The sequence below is a fragment of the Nocardia sp. NPDC056564 genome, assembly GCF_042793755.1.
In the GTDB taxonomy this organism is placed as follows: domain Bacteria; phylum Actinomycetota; class Actinomycetes; order Mycobacteriales; family Mycobacteriaceae; genus Nocardia.
Window position 1 is genome coordinate 254,901 of record NZ_JBHTUR010000004.1, and the last position, 16,843, is coordinate 271,743.

Below are 16,843 nucleotides of genomic sequence, written 5' to 3' on the forward strand. Positions count from 1 at the left end.
ATGACCGACGGAACACCCGATGAAGGCCGCGCCCTGCTCGCCGCGGGCGCCGACGCGTACGGCCGGGGCGACACCGCGGGCGCCCTGCGCATCTTCGAGAACGCCGCCCGGACCACCACCGGCGACGTTCGCATCGGGGCCATCGTCAACGCGGCCAGCATGGCGGACGAACTCGGCGATCACGCCAGATCGCTGAGCCTGTACCGCGAAGCGCTCGCCGCCATGCCCGAGGACGCGCCGAAGCTGCGGCCGAACGCGCTGGTCAACATGTCCCAAGCCTTGCAGCATCTCGGCGAACTGGACGAGGCCCAAGCCGCGCTGGAGCAGGCGCGGGAGTTGCTCGCCGACGCCACCGACCAGGGTGTACTGCGGGTGGCCTGCCTGCTGTCCTTGACCGCCGTCGCCCTGCACCGCCAGAACTGGGCGTACGCCGCCGAACTCGCCACCGAATCCCTGGATGCGGCATGGCGTTTCGCCCCGCAGCTGGCCGGGCACCCGCTGCTGAACCTGGCCGCGACGTATTTCGAGACCGGACGCCACGATCTGGCCGTGGACTTCACCCAGCAGGCCCTGGCCGCGTTCGAGTCGGCGGGCGACCGCAACGCCGTCGCCGAGACCCAGCAGAACCTCGCCACCATGCTGGTCCGCACCGAGCGCCTCGACGAGGCCGAGGCGCCGCTGCACGCCAGCCAGCGGTACTTCGAACAGGCCGGTCTCGGCTATCGCGCCGGAATCGGGCTCAAGACCATGGCTTTCCTCGCCGAGGGCCGCGCGGACCTCGCGCAGGCGCAGGATCTCTACGCGCGCAGCCTGGCCTACTTCGTCGACTCCGGTGCCGTGCTCGACGCCGCCGACCTGCGCATGCGCCTGGCCACCGTGGCGTTCAAGAGCGGCCGGTTCGAGGAGTGCGAGGCGTTGCTGGCCGAGGCGTTCGGTGCGTACGCCGAGCGCGGCCTCGGCTTGCACTGCGCCCAACTCGATTACTGGCATGCGTCGCTGCTCGAAGCCGTCGTCGCCGACTCCCCCGAGCTGCTCCCCCGTGCGGTCGGCATCGCCGTGCCTGCCGCGCTCGCCATCGACGCCGTGCGCTACACCCTCCCCAACGGCAGCCAGCGCGATCAGTGGAACCGTCAGATCGCCGACCCCGCCATGCGATTGGCCTTCCGCTTCGCCTACCTGTCCGGGGACGGGCTGCTGCTCGCCGACCTGATCGAAACCCAGTGCGCGGGTACCACACTGGACATCGACCGATCCGACGACGGCCGCCCCGCCCGGCTGCCGCTCGAACTCCTCGATCCGCAGGCCGATCTCGCCGAGCACCCCGGTGCCGCCGCGCTCCAGCTCGGCGCGGCGCTGGCCGAGGTCGCCGCAGGCGCTGGGCTCCAGGTTTCCCCGCCGCCCCGCCTCGAGCTCGCCGCCGAGGGGCGAATCGCCTTGGCCCCCTACATCACTGCCGCCGAGCAACGCTACGGCCGGGTGATCCGCGACGATCGGGTGCTGACGGTATGACACAGGAACAACCGACCGTCGTGGTCCGCATGGCGGACGCGGGGGATGTGTACATGTCCTGGCGCTGGGTCGGGGAGAGCGCGCCGCGCGGCGCCGCCATGGTGCCGGGCGCGCCGGTGCTGGATGCGGTGCGGCGGCTGTCGGACGCGCTGCCGCATCCGGCCGAGCCGGGCGGGCTCGAACGCGCCATGACCACGGGGGCCTTCGCCGACTCGCACGCCGAATACCTGGTCGCCCAGGCGCTTTCCCGCGCGCTGCTGCCGCAGGGACTGGCGGCTCAGCTCTATGAGCTGTATCGACGCGGCGTCCGCCCGCACATCCGGCTCCAGCCGTCGCCGCGCGTCGCCCAGGTCCCGTGGGAGATCCTCGCCCCCGGGCCGGAGGTCCGGCTGATCGACATCGCCGACGTCAGCCTGCTCGCACCGGCCGGCCTCGTGCACGCGCCGGACCGCGTCGCCCGCACCTGGACCGAGTCACACGACAGACCCGTTGTCGCCGTGCTGGATCCGCGCGTCCCCGGCTTCCGCGCGGACTCCCTGCTCGGCTCGGTGCTCGGCCGCATGCCCGCGGACGCCCCGCTCGCCCGGCGGATGGCCGGCTACGCGGCACGGAATCGGCTGCGCCCCGCGATATCCGACCCGGCGCAAGCCTTCCGCCGGACCGACATCGACCGCACCTGGCTGAGCACAGCGTTACGCGACGGCGCGAGCCGCCTGATCTACGTCGGCCACGTCACCGCCGCGCCGCCCGAATCCGGCCGGAGCGAGTCCGCCGAGCTCCATCTCGCCTGCACCGCCGGCACGCTCGGCTTCGCCGCCGCGCACCGCACCCATCGTCCGTTGTCCGCCAAGGACTTCCTGCTCGGCACGCACACCCTCGTACCGGAACCCGTTGACGGCAAGGACCTTTGGCCCATCCCCAGCCGGGTCGCCCTGATCGCCTGCGAGAGCGGCGGCGACATGCGCTTCACCGAGGCGCTCGGACTGACCGCGGCGATGATCAACGGCGGCGCCGAGCTGGTGACCGCCAGCCGCTGGCCGCTGCCCACCGACCTCGCCTTCCACCGCATCGCGGGCGCACCGGCCACGGCACACCCGCTACAGCAGGCCATCTGTGCCATCGACGCGGCACACGAGCAACCGGACCCGGTCGCGGCGCTCGCCGCATGGCAGCGCGAGCGGCTGCACGCCTGGCGGACCGAACGCACCATCGAGCACTCCCCGCTGCTGTGGTCGGCGTTCGCCACCCTGCGCACCTGAGTCAGCCGCGTAACCCGCGGTCCACCGTCGGGTGCACGCCGAGGACGTCGAGCATCTCCGAGATGGACATGGCGCGGAACTCGGTCGCGCCCGCGTAGCCGGGGCGGGCGGCGTCGGCCAGTTCGGCGTACAGGTGCAGGCGGTCGTAGTCGGCCATCGACATGATGACCGCCACCTCGGTGCCGCCGTCGGTGATGACCGCGTCTTCGCCGGTCGCGATGACGTCGCGAACGACGGCGGTGATGTCCGCGGACAGCTCGTGCAGATTGCGCGTATTCGTGTTGGGCATGCTCCGCATTCGGAGCCGAGTGCCTATTCGGATCGGGTTGTCACCGTCTTGTTAGCGAGACGATCGGAATTACCCGGTCGGTTTTGGTTTCGTGGTCGGCGAAAAACGGATATGCCAGCTTCAACATGGTCCACATATGGTCGCGTTCGACGCCCGTGATCGGGGTGGCGAGCGCCGCGAAGGTCTCGTCGCCGACCTCGACGACGACCGCGGGATCGCGGACCAGGTTCCGATACCAGTCCGGGTGCCTGGGTGCGCCGATGTTCGACGCGATGACCAGCAGACGGTCGCCGTCGAGGTGGAACATCATCGGCGTCGTATGCGGGGTGCCGCTGGTCCGCCCGGTGGTGGTGAGCAGCAGCAACTTCTCCCGGTGCAGGCCATCGATCGGACCGCCGGCGCGGAATTGGTCGATGGTTTTGCGGTTGATTTCCTTGACGTCCATGAACTCGCCTCCGGTGCGTAGACCTTGTGGTCCACAATTCACCCCGGCGGGCGCCGTGTCCGGGGAACGGCGACGTTATGTGCGGTGCGCGAGCAGGTGCTGCATGATCAGCCGGGTCAATTCCTCGGGCGCCTGCTCGGGGATCCAATGCGATACCTCCTCGAGCATTTCGAAACGATAGGGTCCGGTCACGTGCTGCGCGGTGGCCATGGCCGCGGTGGAGCCGATGGTGCTGTCGTCGGTGCTCCACACGTACAGCGTCGGCACCGACACGGGGCCGGTCGGGCCGGACAGGTGCATCGCCCGGTACCAGTTCAGCGCCGCGGTCAGCGCCCCCGGCTGAACGAACCGGTGCACATAGTCGTCGATGCGCTCCTCCGGGATCTTCCAGTCGAAGATCTTCCGCAGCCCGGCCCCGTTGTCCGCGAGCAGCGCGCGCTCGGCCACGCGCGGCTGGCGCAGCAGCGAAAAGTATTGCGACCGTTGGGCCTGATCCTCGTCCTCGGTCATCGAGCGCAGGAAGGCGGCGGGGTGCGGCAGCGACACCGCGGTCAAACTGCGGATCCGTTCGGGCATCTCCGCCGCTGCCGCCCACCCGACATACGCCCCCCAATCGTGCCCGACCAGATCGAAGCGCTGCCAACCCAATTCGTCGGCCAGCGCGGCCACATCGCCGACCAGGTCGGCGAGCCGATAGTCGGCGACCTGAGCCGGTCGCACACCCGGCGAGTAACCCCGCTGATCGGGCGCCACCGCGTGGCACCCACCGCCACCGAGCGCGTGCAGCTGGAACTCCCACTCGATGGCCGCCTCCGGAAAGCCGTGCAGCAGCATGACTTCCCGTCCCCCGGCGTCCCCGCTGGACAGGGCGTCGAACGTGCCGGCAGCGGTAGGAATCTCGATGGGCTCGATCACGGGGTCGACTCTAGAACCTCACCCCGACCTCAGTGCTCGTCGTAGTGCCCGTCGTGCGCGGCGTGGCGGTGGCCGTCGTGCACGTAGTCGACGTGATCGCCGTGCTGGACGGTGTCGTGGCCGCAGCCGGGACCGTGTTCGTGCGCGTGGTCGGTGTGCTCGGCGTGGCCGGTCGGCTCGCACTCGTCGTAGTGGCCGTCGTGCTCGCGGTGCAGGTGGCCGTCGTGTGCGTAGTCGACGTGGTCGCCGTGCTCGATCACCGCGTGCCCGCAGCCGGGGCCGTGCGCGTGGTCGTGCTCGGTGTGCTGCATATGTGCCGTTGTCATCAGATCTCCCTCTTTCCAAGCGTGGACAGATGGATATGTGAGCGCAGACACATTAGCAGATGCGCATCAATGCAGTTAGCCAGGGGTGCGCTAGAGCACCTGGGAAAGGAAGCGCTGCAGGCGCGGGGTCTCGGCGTTGTCGAACAGCGCGTCGGGCGTGCCGGTCTCCACGACCTGGCCCTCGTCCATGAAGACCACGCTGTCGGAGACCGTGCGGGCGAAGCCCATCTCGTGGGTCACCACGATCATCGACATGCCGCCGGCGGCCAGGTCGGCCATCAGCGCGAGCACGCCCTTGACCAGCTCCGGATCCAGCGCCGAGGTGGCCTCGTCGAAGAACATGACCTCCGGCTTCATGGCCAGGGCGCGGGCGATCGCGACCCGCTGCTGCTGGCCGCCGGACAGGTTGGCCGGGCGGGCATCGAGCTTGTCGGACAGCCCGACGATCTCCAACTGCTCCGCCGCCACGGCGCGCGCCTCGTCCTTGGACAGCCCGCGCAGCTTGCGCGGGCCGAGCGCGACGTTGTCCGCGACCGTCTTGTGCGGGAACAGGTTGAAGTGCTGGAACACCATGCCGATGCGCTGGCGCAGCTTGTCCGGGTCCTCGGTGAGCACCGATGTGCCGTCGAGCAGCACATCGCCCTGGTCCGGCTCGTGCAGCCGGTTCAGCACGCGCAGCAGCGTCGACTTGCCCGAGCCGGACGGGCCGATCACCGTGGTGGTCTTGCCCGCGTCGACGTGGATGTCGATGCCGCGCAGCACGTGGTTGTGCCCGAGCCTGAGGTGCAGTCCGGTACCGGTGAGGGAGGCACTCATTTATCCGCGCCCTTCCGTGATCGTGGCGGCCTCGACCGGATCGATCGGGCGGTCCGGTCGCCCGGTGCGCATGCGTCGGTCGATGTAGTTCACCAGGTGGGTGAGCGGGATGGTCAGCAGCAGGTAGACCAGGCCGGCCGCCACCAGCGGGGAGAGGTTGCCGGTCTGCGCGTTGAGGTCGCGGCCGACCGCGAACAGCTCACGCTGGGTGGCGAGCAGGCCGAGGAAGTAGATCAGCGACGAGTCCTTGATCAACGCGATGAACTGGTTCATCAGCGCGGGCAGTACCCGCCGGACGCCCTGCGGGATCACCACCAGCGTCATTGCCTGCCGGTAGCCGAAGCCGATGGCGCGGGCCGCCTCCAGCTGACCGGCCTCCACGGACTGGATGCCGGAACGGAAGATCTCGCCGATGTAGGCCGACGCCAGCAATGCCAGCGCTACCGCGCCGAGCCAGTACGGGTTGCTGCCGGTCACGTTGCGCACCACCGGACCGATGCCGAGCCCGATCAGCAGGATGATCACCACGGCGGGCAGGCCGCGGAAGATGTCGGTGTAGACCCGGGCCGGCCAGCGCAACCAGCGGGTCCTGGCGATGCCCGCCACCGCGAGCAGCATGCCGAGGATGGTGCCGAGCACGCCCGAAACCACCGCCAGGATCAGGGTATTCGGCAGGCCGGTCTTGAACAGGTCGGGAAAGGCCTTGCGGTACAACGACCAGTCGAAGAACGTGTCCTTCAGCTGTTGCACCGTGGATTTCGGCGCGACCACCGTGGCGTCGGCCGGTGCGCGCTGCGCGGCGAGGGCGGCGAAGTCCGGCAGCTCGGGCAGCGGCGCCGCCTTGGAGCCCGGCTTCCAGCCCGGCGGCAGCTGCCTGGGCACCCAGTCGCTGTAGAGCTTGGCGTAGGTACCGTCCGCGATCACCGCGTCCAGCCCGCTGTTGAGCGCGTCGGTCAGCGGCTGGTTGTTCTTGGCGACCGCCCAGCCGACGAAGTTGTCCAGGCTGAAGGTGTTCTGCACCACCGCGGTTCCGTCGCCCGGCTTGATCGCGCCCTCGGCCTGCGCCGACGGGGCGACCCAGGCGTCGACCTGGCCGGACTTCAGGTTGGCGTAGGCGGTGTTGTAGTCGGGGAACTTCACCGGGTCCAGGTGCAGCGTGTTGACCACGTACTCGTCCTGCACCGTGCCCTGCACGACCGCGATCCGGGTGCCCTTGTTCAGGTCCGAGAAGCCCTTGATGCCGCCGGAATTCGGGGCGACGAGGGAGAAGTAGCCGAAGTCGTAGCCGTTGGTGAAGCCGACCAGTTGCCTGCGCGCGTCGGTGGTGGTGATGCTGGACGAGCCGACGTCGAACCGGTTACCCGCGACCTGGGCGAGCAGGCCGGCGAACTCGGTGCCCGAGAACTCCACCTGCAGACCGAGTTTCGCGGCGACGGCCGTCAACAGCTCGTTGTCGAAGCCGGTGAAGCGGCCCGCGCCGTTCACGCAGATGCTCGGCGGGGCGTCGGACAGGGTGCCGACGCTGAGCTTGCCCGGTGTGATCAGCCCGAGCTTCGAGGTGTCGATCGAGGACACCGGCGCGGTGCTCGCCGTCGTGTACTTGTCCGTGCCCGCGGACTGCGCGGACGCCAGGTTGGTCGGCGCGGCCGAGGCCGCGCTCACCCCGGGCGGGGAACACAGGTTGCGTTCCGAGGACGCATCATCGGAGCCGGAACCGCACGCCGTGGCCGCGAGGCCGACGGCGAGCAGTATCACGGCGATCAACGCACGAGACCGCACAGCGGGCAGACCAGCCATGATGAAGAACCCTAGCCGCGGCGCAAGTGTTAACCCGCAGCTACCCCGCCCGGCGGCACGCCGCCACCTGGCCCGTGCCGATACGGACCAGGACCGACAGAGTTCGGATCAGCGTGATCCGAATTCGGCCCGCGCCGCCGCGACCGGCGCCGCAATCCGGGCGCGGACCGGCGGGCCGTGGTTCAGGCGAGCCCGCTGACCGGCTCCGGGTTCACCTCGTCGCGCCAGCGGATGGCCCGCTCCACCTCGCCGAGGTCGTAGTCGGGGCCGCTGACGCCGACGGTGAACAGCGATACGCCGGCGTCGACGAAGGCCGGGGCCTGGTCCAGGCCGGGCCAGGGCACCGAGCGTTCGATGCGGGACTGGTCGCTGCCGACCGCGGCGCAGTGCTCGGCGAGCACCTTGTTCTTGTGCGCGAGCACGTCCAGGTCGGCGAAGGTGTGCCACAGATCCGCGTACTCGGCGGCCAGGCGCAGCGTCTTCTTCTCGCCACCACCGCCGATCAGGATCGGGATCTCCCTGGTCGGCTGGGGGTTCAGCTTCTTCAGCCGCGCGGTGAGCCTGGCCATGTTGTCCTTCAACAGGGCGAGCCGGGAGCCCGCGGTGCCGAACTCGTAGCCGTACTCGACGTAGTCCTTCTCGAACCAGCCCGCGCCGATGCCGAGGATGAGCCTGCCGTCGCTGATGTGGTCCACGGTGCGGGCCATGTCGGCGAGCAGGTCCGGATTGCGGTAGCCGCCGCCGGTGACCAGCGCGCCGATCTCCACCCGTTCGGTCTGCTCGGCGAACGCGCCGAGCATGGTCCAGCATTCGAAGTGGGCGCCGTCGGGGTCGCCGGTGAGCGGGAAGAAGTGGTCCCAGTTGAAGACGACGTCGACACCGGCGTCTTCGGCGCGCAATACCGCGTCCCGGATGAGCCGGTACTCGGGCGCGTGCTGCGGTTGGATCTGAACTCCGATACGAACTGCTCGGGTCATGAAATGCTCCTCGTCGTCCGGATTGCCCCCGATCGAGGCTACCGGCGCGGCGGAGGCCGAGCCCGGCGATCCGGCACAGACGTGACCGCCGCACGGCCGCGCCCCGAACGCACGCTCCGGCGGCCGAGGGAATGAATTGGGGTATTGGCAATCCCCGGCTCGGCTCGCATACTGACCGGCGTGCGCGGCCTCGGGCCACGATCGGCAGGTGCCCGGGGAGGTTCGGCATGGCGTTACGGGTGGGCGAGGTGTTCGCCGGTTACCGCGTGCTTCGCCAGCTCGGCGCGGGCGGCATGGGGGCGGTGTATCTGGCCCAGCATCCGCGGCTGCCGCGCCGGGACGCGGTGAAGGTGCTCGCTGAAGGGCCGAGTGCCGACGGCGAATTCCGGGCCCGGTTCCTGCGCGAGGCCGAATTGGCCTCCCGGCTGGCACATCCCAACGTGGTCGCGATCTATGACCGGGGCATGTTCGAGGACAGCCTCTGGATCGCGATGCAGTACGTGGAGGGTTGCGACGCCGCGGAATTGGCGCAGCAGGGGCCGCAGGCGCTGCCGGTCGAGCGGGCGCTGCACATCGTCGGCGCGGCCGCGAGCGGGTTGGACGCGGCACATGCCGCCGGGCTGCTGCACCGGGACGTGAAGCCCGCGAACATCCTGGTCTCGCCGAAACCCGGTGCGCCCGACCGGGTGCTGGTGACCGACTTCGGCATCGCCCGCGCGGCAGGCGAATCGGCGACGATCACCGCCGCGGGCGAGGTGCTGGCCACCCTGGCCTACGCGCCGCCCGAGCAACTCAACGGCGCCGCACTGGATCACCGCTGCGACGTGTACGCGCTGGGCGGCACCCTGTACTTCCTGCTCACCGGATCGGTGCCGTTCCCACGGGCCACCCAGGCCGCGGTGATGTACGCGCACCTCGTGGAGCCGCCACCGCGCCCGAGCGCAACCAACCCCGCACTGCCGCCGCAACTCGACGCGGTGATCGCCAGGGCCATGGCGAAGGATCCGGGCGACCGCTACCCGAGCTGTGGCGCGCTGGCCGCGGACGCGTTCGCCGCGCTGCGCGGCGAATCGCGCACCGACGCGGTGCCGCAGCGCGGTAATCGGCGCGTGATCGCCGTCGCCGCAATCGTTTTCGTGCTCGCGCTCGCGGTCGGTGTGGCGACCTGGACCGCCTACTCGACGAACAACAGCACGATCGCGACCCCCGTCGCGCCGACCACCTCGGTGACCCGCACCCCCGTCGCGGACAACGCGGGACCGTGGGGTGAGTTCGGCTACATCATCGCGGCCTTTCCGGACCTGCTGCCGAACGCCCCGTTCACCAGCGGATATCGGGGCCTTCGCTGCATCAGGAGCCAGGTGAACGCGACGAACCTGCCTGCGACGGTGGCACCGGACTTCGACGCGCTGAGCTGCACCGGCGACGGCAACCCGCTCGCGGCGCTGACCCTGACCTGCAACGCCAGTCACCTGCCGTTCCCGGTGGTCCCACTCGCCGGCGTCACGAAAGCCGGTGCGCAGCAGTGGCATCGGAGCTCGGGCAGCGGCAGCGTGAGCTGGGGCGACGGCCGCGACGCGGACGGCCGCACGCAGGGCGTGCTGCAGCTCGTCTTCGACAGCCCGGCCAGGACCTTCTGCAACCTGGTGGCCTACAGCTACACCGGGTCGGGACAGACGCTCTACGAGAGGTGGTGGCCGGATGCGCCGGTCTAAGCGAATAACGGTCGGCGCGGCGGTATTCGCCAGTGCCGCACTACTTGCCGGCGTGCTGTCCGGCTGCGAATCGGTGTCCGGGACCGCGGAGTCCACGGCCCCCGATCTGTCCGGGCTCGACGTCGGCGCGTTCGGTGGTGACCCGGTCGCGGAGCCGCACGACGGCACCGAATCCTACGGCCGGATCATCGAATCGGTGCGGATGGCCGAGGGGGTGCTCAATCCGTACGACATCGATCCGGCGTTCGCGTTCGGGCATCCGTCGCTGCTGCCCACGCCCGGCGACACCACCGGGATCCTCGCCGAGGTCGCGCGCCCGGTATTGACCGCGCGCGGCATGATCAGCGGCTACACCGTGGGCGGCGCGGACCGCGTCGACCCGGCCTTCCAGCCGATCATCGGCCAGTCCAGGTCGCTGCGGATCACGGTGGTCCGGCTGCCCGACGAGGCCGCGGCCCGCACGGCGGCCACGGAGATCGAGGCCGCCGACTTCGCCGTCAGTCTGGACAACATCGGCGTGCCGATCCCCAAATACGGGAAGGCGCTGAGCCATTGGCGGCCACAGCTGCCCACGCTCGGGGTCACCATCGCGCACGGGGCGTATGTGGTCACCCTCTTCATCACGCATCCGACCACCGACCTGCCCGCCATGACGGCCATCGCCGCCGCCACCCTGGACGCCGAACTGCCGCGCCTGGACCGATTCGTGCCCACGCCGGCGGACAAGCTGGCGGCGCTGCCGTTCGACACCGACGGCATGCTGCGGCGGGCCCTGCCGAGCCGGCCGGGGCACTGGCCGTATCCGTCCATCACCGCGCTGGACCGGGGCACGATCGCGGGCTACGGCGGCGTGCACGGCGCCAGCGGAGTGGTGTATGGGGCCAGCGGGGCCGATCAGTGGACGCGGGACGTCTCGGGCAAAGGCGCCGAGCCGGACCATCCGGTGGTCGACCGGATGGCCGTGGTCGACGACCGATGGCTGCTGCGCCTGCAAGACCCGGTTCGGGCCCGGCGGTATTTCGACACGCGCGCAGCGGAATTCGCGCAGACCGACGAGGCTTTGCCCGCGGTGCAGGCGATTCCGGACGCGACGTGCTTCCGCAGTCGGGACCCTCGCCTGCAGTACTACTACTGCCAGGTGCTGGACGGCCGGTACCTGGCCAACGTCTACGCGCCGGACGACAAGACCGTCCGGCAGCTGGCCGCCGCCCAGTACGCGCTGCTGGTGAAGACCCGATAAGCGCTGGGTAATGCGAACTTTGGCGCCCGGGACGGTCGTCGCGGGCTATCGGATCGAGCGCAAGCTCGGCACCGGCGGGATGGGCAGCGTCTATCTGGCGCGGCACCCCCGGCTGCCACGGCGGGACGCGGTGAAGATCCTGTCCGAAACACACGGCGCGAACGAGGCGTTCCGGGCGCGATTCCGGCGCGAGGCCGAGATCGCCGCGCGGCTCGATCATCCGAACATCGTCGCGGTCTACGACTGCGGCGCCGACGACGACCGGCTGTGGATCGCCATGCAATTCGTCGCGGGCTACGACGCGGCAGAGTTGATCGCGCGGGGCCGGGAGGCGGTGCCGCCGCAACGCGCGATCGACATCGTCGCCGGGGCGGCGAGCGGGCTGGACGAGGCGCACCGGGCCGGACTGCTACATCGGGATGTCAAGCCCGCCAACATCCTGATCGAGCCGGGCGGCGAAGGACCGGACCGGATCCTGGTCACCGACTTCGGGATCGCCCGTGCGGCAGACGATTCCGCGAGCCTGACCACGGCCGGCTCGGTGCTGGCCACGCTGGCCTACGCGGCGCCCGAGCAGATCCGCGGCGACGCACTGGATCATCGCGTCGACGTCTACGCGCTGGGCTGCACGCTGTACCAATTGCTCACCGGCACAGTGCCGTTCCCCCGCGAGTCACCCGCGGCGGTGATGCAGGCGCAGCTGAGCGCGACGCCGCCACGACCCAGCGCCGCCGGGCCCGCGGTGCCGCGCGCGTTGGACGCCGTCGTCGCGCGGGCGCTGGCCAAGGATCCGGACGAGCGATACCAGAGCTGTGGCGAGCTGGCGCAGGCCGCCGCCGCGGCGCTACTGGCGAAGCCTCGGTGGCGCGGCCGGACCAAGGTCGCGATGGCCACCGGGGCAACCGTGGTGGCGCTCGCCGGGTTTCTGCTCACCAGGCTCGGCGGTGCACCCGGGGATCCGGTCACCACGACCGCGCCGCCGCCGTCGAGCACTCCGGCGCCCGTTGCGCCCTGGGGCACTTTCGGTTTCATCGTCGACGCGTTCCCCGGCCTGCTGCCCGCCACCCCTTCGGCCAGTGGCGACCGCGGGCTGCGCTGTAGTCCGACGGACAGCGGAACGGCGGTCCCGACCGACACGGTGGCTCTGGTGCCCGAACTGCTGTGCATGGGCGACAACAATCCGGTCACCACGCTGGTGGTGCACTGCAACGCCGACCGGTCACCGTTCGCCCGATCGGCCCGCCGCGGCGGTGACGACGATGACGAGACCTGGACCCGCCCATCCGGGACCGGGCAGACGACCTGGGGATCCACCACCAAGCAGAGCGGGACCACGGCAGGCCGGCTGGAGGTCCGGTTCGACGACCCCGCCCGAAACTTCTGCACCCTGCGCCTGCTCGGCGCGTCGAGCGGCCGGGAGTTGCACGATCTGTGGTGGCCGACCGCCCCGATCTAACCGGTCTCGCGCGCGAACTCGAGCATTTCGAGCGCGAATCGAGCAGACATAGTAATGTCGCCGGTCAACCCTTACTCGGATCGTCCGGCACGTTCCTGCCGGTGATGGGATGTGATTTTGTCATGGCCACGGTGACCTTCGACCGCGCTACCCGGCTCTACCCCGGATCTACCAAACCTGCCGTCGACCAGTTGAATCTGGAGATCGAAGACGGCGAATTCCTCGTTCTGGTCGGCCCCTCCGGCTGCGGCAAATCGACCTCGCTGCGCATGCTGGCCGGCCTGGAGGACGTCAGCGACGGGCGCATCCTGATCGGCTCGAACGACGTGACGCACGCCGAGCCCAAGGAACGCGATATCGCGATGGTGTTCCAGAACTACGCGCTCTACCCGCACATGACCGTCGCCGAGAACATGGGCTTCGCGCTGAAGCTGGCCAAGGTGGCCAAGTCGGAGACGCAGAAGCGGGTGCTCGAGGCGGCGAAGCTGCTGGACCTGGAGCCGTACCTGGATCGCAAGCCGAAGGCGCTGTCCGGCGGCCAGCGCCAGCGCGTCGCGATGGGCCGGGCGATCGTGCGCCAGCCGCAGGTGTTCCTCATGGACGAGCCGCTGTCCAACCTGGACGCCAAACTGCGCGTGCAGACCCGCACCCAGATCGCGCAGTTGCAGCGCAGGCTCGGCACCACCACCGTGTACGTGACCCACGACCAGGTCGAGGCGATGACCATGGGCGATCGCGTCGCGGTGCTCAAAGACGGTCTGCTGCAACAGTGTGCGACGCCGCGCGACCTGTACCAGGACCCGGTCAACGTGTTCGTGGCCGGCTTCATGGGCTCGCCCGCGATGAACCTGTTCACCCTGCCGGTGGCCGACGGCGCCGTCTCGCTCGGCGGGCACGTGCTGCCGCTGCCGCGCTCGGTCGTCGACTCGGCCGAGGGTTCGGTGTCGGTCGGCATCCGGCCCGAGCACTTCGAGCTCGGCAACGGAACCGGTGCGGGCATCGAGATGGAGGTCGACGTCGTCGAGGAGCTCGGTTCCGACGCCTACATCTACGGTCGCACCACCTCCGAGGGGCAAACCATTGTGGCCAGGGCGGATTGGCGTAACCCGCCGGCCAAGGGCACTCGGGTCCGCCTGTCCACCGATCCGCAGCACACCTACTTCTTCTCCGCCACGGATGGGCGTCGCCTGCACTGAGGCACTCCGATACCGACGAGCCCGGTCCGGCACGGACCGGGCTCGGTCTTTTTCCTCGCGGCGGCCAACCGTTGTCAGCGGGACAGCCAGTCGGCGAAGCGACGGGTGAGGAACGGCATGATCACCCACACCATGGCGGCCACCGCAACGGGCAGGATGCCGGCCAGGCGCACCGGGGCCGGCAGTGATCCCAGCAGCGGGCCGGTCACCGTCACCAGCGCGGTCAGCAGCGGGTAGAGGCCGGCCATGGTCAGCAGCCAGATCTTCCACTTCGCCGGACGCGGTGCGGCGGTTGTCGCCGCGGCGTGATTCGCGGGCCCACTGAGCCCGGTTGCCGCCTCGCCACCTGCGATTTCTTTGGAAATAGACACTTTTCGCTCCCAACTTCCGCGCCGCGGTGATCCGCTCGCACAGAGCAGACGACGCGACCGCCGCGATTGTGACATCGGTTCCGCGAAGCGCGGGTCGGGGGTTTCGGTCAGGTGCACAATCCGCCAGGTGTTCAGCGGTCGTTCCGCGGTGCCCGCGGCGCCGTGCTCGACGTGGAAGATCGGCTGTTCCATACCGGCGTGCAGGAGTTCGCCTGTGGGGCCGGGCAATTCGGCCGCGCCGATGAACGTGACAACCCGGTTCGCGTGATCGAGGTGGGTCCGTTCGAGGACCGGGCCGCCCGCCTCCGCGAACTGGAACGCCGAGGGCTGCACGAATGACTGATCAGTCCTTGGACTTTCGGGCGCGGCGAGCGTTGAGGTAGTCGTCGTTGACGCGGATGGCCAGTTGTTCGAGGGGGATTTCGTGGCCGGAGTCGCTGCGGACTTGGACCCGGACGGGGGAGCCGGTGGATTGTTCCACCAGGAGCAGCGGGGGTGGGCCGGGCTGGAGGTAAGCGTCGCCCCATTGCATGAGGGCCAGGACTACGGGGAGCAGGTCGCGGCCCATGGGGGTGAGGATGTACTCGTTGCGGGTGCGTTTGCCCTGCTCCTGGTACGGCTGCTTGGTGAGCAGGCCGGCCTCGGTGAGTTTGCGGAGTTGGGTGGCGGCGGCGGCGTCGGTGATGCCGACGCGCTGGGCGAAACCGTCGAATCGGGTGGTGCCGTAGTAGGCCTCGCGCAGGATGAGCACGGCGGAGCGGGTGCCGACGAGTTCGATCGCCTTGGCGATCGAGCAATCCGTGGGCTGCCACGAGCTCAGATCGGCCAACGGTCCTTCCATCACTGCTGCCATGACCAACATCATAGCCATGCTGGCTTGCCTCGACTATTGCCAGGTGTAACCTGACTATGTGTTGATAGAGCCAGGCAAGGCCGCCCGGTTCTCGGTCCGAGAGGAAGCACGATGAGAGACGCGGTAATTGTCGAAGCGGTACGCACTCCGATCGGCAGAGGCAAGCCGAACGGCGCATTGCACGACGTGAACGCGGTAGACCTGCTCGCGCACAGCCTGCGCGAAGTGATCGAGCGCAGCGGCATCGATTCGGTGCTCGTCGACGATGTGATCGCGGGCATCGTCACCCAGGTGGGCGAGCAGGGCGCCAACATGGCCCGGCGCGCGGCCCTGGCCGCCGGCTATCCCGAATCCGTGCCCGCGACCACCGTGGACCGGCAGTGCGGCAGCAGCCAGCAGGCGATCCACTTCGCCGCCCAGGGCGTGATCTCCGGAGCCTACGACGTCGTCGTGGCCGCCGGTGTCGAATCGATGGGCCGGATTCCCATGGGCGCCAACCTGATCGGTTCCGACGATGTCTCGGGCGTCGGTTTCGCCGCACGCTATCCGGAAGGCCTGGTGCCGCAGGGGATCAGCGCCGAACTGATCGCCGCCAAGTGGGGCCTGACCCGCACGCAGCTCGACGAGTTCGCGCTCGGCAGCCACGAAAAGGCCGCGCTGGCAACGAAGAACGGCCTGTTCGCCGGCGAACTGGCGCCGATCAACGGCCTGAGCACCGACGAGGGCATCCGCGTCGGCAGCACCCTCGACACCCTGGCCAAGCTGCGCCCCGCCTACTACGACGAGGCGATGGCCGCCCGGTTCCCGCAGATCGGCTGGGAGATCACCGCGGCGAGCGCGAGCCAGGTGAGCGACGGCAGCGCGGCGGTGCTGATCATGACCGGTGAGCGCGCGAAGGAGCTCGGCCTGAAGCCGCTGGCTCGGCTGCACAGCTTCGCGGTGGTCGGCGACGACCCGCTGCTGATGCTCACCGCCGTCATCCCGGCGACCCGGAAGGTGTTGCAGCGCGCGGGACTCCAGATTTCCGACATCGATCTGTTCGAGGTGAACGAGGCCTTCTCCCCGGTCGTGCTCGCCTGGGCGCAGGAGACCGGCGCCGATCTCGGCAAGGTGAACGTCAACGGCGGCGCGATCGCCATCGGTCATCCGCTCGGCGCCTCCGGCTCCCGCCTCGCCACCACGCTGGTGCACGCCATGCAGGATCGCGGCGCCCGCTACGGACTGCAAACCATGTGCGAGGCGGGCGGTTTGTCGAACGCGATGATCCTCGAACGCCTCTGATGCCGGCCGACGCGGTGCCCAGCTCCGGGTGGGCACCGCGTCAGATCGCGGCGAGCACCACCGCGACCAGGAATCCGGCCACCCATGATTCGATGATCAACGGCACCGCGATCAGCGGCGTCCAGGCGATCGGCCTGCGCGCCCGCGCCTTGCGCAGCATGACCGTGACCGCCCAGATCACCGAGGCCGCGATGCCGCCCCAGCCGACGAACTGCGCGATCGACAGGTAGCGCCACGCTCCACCGTCCGCGTCCGCGTGCGCGACCACCTCGTACAGCGGCACGAAGGACGCGATGAACCAGGCGAACGCGACCGTGATCAGCGAGCCGCACACCGCGCGAACGAGGTTCGAGCCTCGGTCCGGTCGCTCCCACGCCATACCTCAGGATTACCCGCCG

The 16,843-nt window shown here is 69.7% G+C and carries 17 protein-coding genes; 7 read left to right on the forward strand and 10 right to left on the reverse strand.

What is annotated here, in order from left to right:
* Together ACFQ9K_RS12560 and ACFQ9K_RS12565 are read left to right on the forward strand one after the other, a co-directional pair.
* The gene (locus ACFQ9K_RS12560; protein WP_378715328.1) at window positions 1–1,509 is read left to right on the forward strand and encodes a tetratricopeptide repeat protein; all 1,509 of its coding nucleotides are present in this window, start codon (window positions 1–3) and stop codon (window positions 1,507–1,509) included.
* Complete coding sequence (locus tag ACFQ9K_RS12565) at window positions 1,506–2,768, forward strand: CHAT domain-containing protein (RefSeq protein ID WP_378715327.1); 1,263 nt, start codon at window positions 1,506–1,508, stop codon at window positions 2,766–2,768. The genes ACFQ9K_RS12560 and ACFQ9K_RS12565 overlap by 4 nt, the downstream gene beginning before the upstream one ends.
* 1 nt (window position 2,769) lies before the next feature.
* On the opposite strand, the gene ACFQ9K_RS12570 is transcribed toward ACFQ9K_RS12565, so the two are convergent.
* The 7 genes from ACFQ9K_RS12570 to ACFQ9K_RS12600 all read right to left on the reverse strand — a co-directional run bounded on the left by ACFQ9K_RS12570 (window position 2,770) and on the right by ACFQ9K_RS12600 (window position 8,333).
* Complete coding sequence (locus ACFQ9K_RS12570; RefSeq protein WP_378715326.1) at window positions 2,770–3,057, reverse strand: type II toxin-antitoxin system Phd/YefM family antitoxin; 288 nt, start codon at window positions 3,055–3,057, stop codon at window positions 2,770–2,772.
* A 40-nt stretch (window positions 3,058–3,097) separates the two neighbouring features.
* Window positions 3,098–3,502, reverse strand: a complete 405-nt coding sequence (locus ACFQ9K_RS12575; RefSeq protein WP_378715324.1) for a nitroreductase/quinone reductase family protein — start codon at window positions 3,500–3,502, stop codon at window positions 3,098–3,100.
* Between the two features lie 75 nt (window positions 3,503–3,577).
* Window positions 3,578–4,417 carry an alpha/beta fold hydrolase gene (locus ACFQ9K_RS12580; RefSeq protein WP_378715322.1) on the reverse strand — a complete coding sequence of 280 codons (840 nt, stop codon included), beginning with the start codon at window positions 4,415–4,417 and terminating at the stop codon, window positions 3,578–3,580.
* A gap of 29 nt (window positions 4,418–4,446) precedes the next feature.
* On the reverse strand, window positions 4,447–4,743 hold the full coding sequence (locus tag ACFQ9K_RS12585; protein WP_378715320.1) for a hypothetical protein: 297 nt from the start codon (window positions 4,741–4,743) through the stop codon (window positions 4,447–4,449).
* A gap of 90 nt (window positions 4,744–4,833) precedes the next feature.
* Window positions 4,834–5,559: an amino acid ABC transporter ATP-binding protein gene (locus ACFQ9K_RS12590; protein ID WP_378715318.1), complete on the reverse strand. Its 726-nt coding sequence runs from the start codon at window positions 5,557–5,559 to the stop codon at window positions 4,834–4,836.
* A complete protein-coding gene (locus ACFQ9K_RS12595) occupies window positions 5,560–7,356 on the reverse strand; it encodes an ABC transporter substrate-binding protein/permease (RefSeq protein ID WP_378715317.1) in 1,797 nt (598 codons plus the stop codon). It lies immediately after the preceding gene.
* A gap of 182 nt (window positions 7,357–7,538) precedes the next feature.
* On the reverse strand, window positions 7,539–8,333 hold the full coding sequence (locus tag ACFQ9K_RS12600) for an LLM class F420-dependent oxidoreductase (RefSeq protein ID WP_378715316.1): 795 nt from the start codon (window positions 8,331–8,333) through the stop codon (window positions 7,539–7,541).
* A 227-nt stretch (window positions 8,334–8,560) separates the two neighbouring features.
* Here ACFQ9K_RS12600 and ACFQ9K_RS12605 point away from each other — a divergent pair, with 227 nt between their 5' ends.
* The 4 genes from ACFQ9K_RS12605 (at window position 8,561) to ACFQ9K_RS12620 (ending at window position 13,940) form a co-directional block, all read left to right on the forward strand.
* Window positions 8,561–10,048: a serine/threonine-protein kinase gene (locus tag ACFQ9K_RS12605; RefSeq protein WP_378715315.1), complete on the forward strand. Its 1,488-nt coding sequence runs from the start codon at window positions 8,561–8,563 to the stop codon at window positions 10,046–10,048.
* Window positions 10,035–11,288: a hypothetical protein gene (locus ACFQ9K_RS12610; RefSeq protein ID WP_378715314.1), complete on the forward strand. Its 1,254-nt coding sequence runs from the start codon at window positions 10,035–10,037 to the stop codon at window positions 11,286–11,288. Before ACFQ9K_RS12605 ends, ACFQ9K_RS12610 begins: the two co-directional genes overlap by 14 nt.
* 10 nt (window positions 11,289–11,298) lie before the next feature.
* Window positions 11,299–12,744 (forward strand): serine/threonine-protein kinase, encoded by a 1,446-nt coding sequence (locus tag ACFQ9K_RS12615; RefSeq protein WP_378715312.1) that lies wholly within the window; start codon window positions 11,299–11,301, stop codon window positions 12,742–12,744.
* 122 nt (window positions 12,745–12,866) lie between these two features.
* Window positions 12,867–13,940 (forward strand): ABC transporter ATP-binding protein, encoded by a 1,074-nt coding sequence (locus tag ACFQ9K_RS12620; RefSeq protein WP_378715310.1) that lies wholly within the window; start codon window positions 12,867–12,869, stop codon window positions 13,938–13,940.
* 74 nt (window positions 13,941–14,014) lie between these two features.
* Here ACFQ9K_RS12620 and ACFQ9K_RS12625 read toward each other — a convergent pair whose 3' ends face one another.
* Both ACFQ9K_RS12625 and ACFQ9K_RS12630 read right to left on the reverse strand, forming a co-directional pair.
* The gene (locus tag ACFQ9K_RS12625) at window positions 14,015–14,644 is read right to left on the reverse strand and encodes a hypothetical protein (RefSeq protein WP_378715308.1); all 630 of its coding nucleotides are present in this window, start codon (window positions 14,642–14,644) and stop codon (window positions 14,015–14,017) included.
* 10 nt (window positions 14,645–14,654) lie between these two features.
* On the reverse strand, window positions 14,655–15,176 hold the full coding sequence (locus ACFQ9K_RS12630; protein WP_378715485.1) for a winged helix-turn-helix transcriptional regulator: 522 nt from the start codon (window positions 15,174–15,176) through the stop codon (window positions 14,655–14,657).
* 99 nt (window positions 15,177–15,275) lie between these two features.
* On the opposite strand from ACFQ9K_RS12630, the gene ACFQ9K_RS12635 reads away from it, so the two are divergent.
* Entirely contained in the window at window positions 15,276–16,445 is a 1,170-nt protein-coding gene (locus tag ACFQ9K_RS12635) for a thiolase family protein (protein ID WP_378715307.1), read from the forward strand.
* 40 nt (window positions 16,446–16,485) lie between these two features.
* On the opposite strand, the gene ACFQ9K_RS12640 is transcribed toward ACFQ9K_RS12635, so the two are convergent.
* Window positions 16,486–16,824, reverse strand: a complete 339-nt coding sequence (locus ACFQ9K_RS12640; protein ID WP_378715305.1) for a hypothetical protein — start codon at window positions 16,822–16,824, stop codon at window positions 16,486–16,488.
* Between the last annotated feature and the right edge of the window lie 19 nt (window positions 16,825–16,843).

Excerpts from the sequence above, each read along its gene's own strand:
- ACFQ9K_RS12560 (WP_378715328.1), top strand. The coding sequence starts at position 1 with ATGACCGACGGAACACCCGATGAAGGCCGCGCCCTGCTCGCCGCGGGC.
- ACFQ9K_RS12565 (WP_378715327.1), top strand. The coding sequence starts at position 1,506 with ATGACACAGGAACAACCGACCGTCGTGGTCCGCATGGCGGACGCGGGG.
- ACFQ9K_RS12570 (WP_378715326.1), bottom strand. The coding sequence starts at position 3,057 with ATGCCCAACACGAATACGCGCAATCTGCACGAGCTGTCCGCGGACATC.
- ACFQ9K_RS12575 (WP_378715324.1), bottom strand. The coding sequence starts at position 3,502 with ATGGACGTCAAGGAAATCAACCGCAAAACCATCGACCAATTCCGCGCC.
- ACFQ9K_RS12585 (WP_378715320.1), bottom strand. The coding sequence starts at position 4,743 with ATGACAACGGCACATATGCAGCACACCGAGCACGACCACGCGCACGGC.
- ACFQ9K_RS12590 (WP_378715318.1), bottom strand. The coding sequence starts at position 5,559 with ATGAGTGCCTCCCTCACCGGTACCGGACTGCACCTCAGGCTCGGGCAC.
- ACFQ9K_RS12595 (WP_378715317.1), bottom strand. The coding sequence starts at position 7,356 with ATGGCTGGTCTGCCCGCTGTGCGGTCTCGTGCGTTGATCGCCGTGATA.
- ACFQ9K_RS12600 (WP_378715316.1), bottom strand. The coding sequence starts at position 8,333 with ATGACCCGAGCAGTTCGTATCGGAGTTCAGATCCAACCGCAGCACGCG.
- ACFQ9K_RS12605 (WP_378715315.1), top strand. The coding sequence starts at position 8,561 with ATGGCGTTACGGGTGGGCGAGGTGTTCGCCGGTTACCGCGTGCTTCGC.
- ACFQ9K_RS12610 (WP_378715314.1), top strand. The coding sequence starts at position 10,035 with ATGCGCCGGTCTAAGCGAATAACGGTCGGCGCGGCGGTATTCGCCAGT.
- ACFQ9K_RS12615 (WP_378715312.1), top strand. The coding sequence starts at position 11,299 with ATGCGAACTTTGGCGCCCGGGACGGTCGTCGCGGGCTATCGGATCGAG.
- ACFQ9K_RS12620 (WP_378715310.1), top strand. The coding sequence starts at position 12,867 with ATGGCCACGGTGACCTTCGACCGCGCTACCCGGCTCTACCCCGGATCT.
- ACFQ9K_RS12630 (WP_378715485.1), bottom strand. The coding sequence starts at position 15,176 with ATGATGTTGGTCATGGCAGCAGTGATGGAAGGACCGTTGGCCGATCTG.
- ACFQ9K_RS12635 (WP_378715307.1), top strand. The coding sequence starts at position 15,276 with ATGAGAGACGCGGTAATTGTCGAAGCGGTACGCACTCCGATCGGCAGA.
- ACFQ9K_RS12640 (WP_378715305.1), bottom strand. The coding sequence starts at position 16,824 with ATGGCGTGGGAGCGACCGGACCGAGGCTCGAACCTCGTTCGCGCGGTG.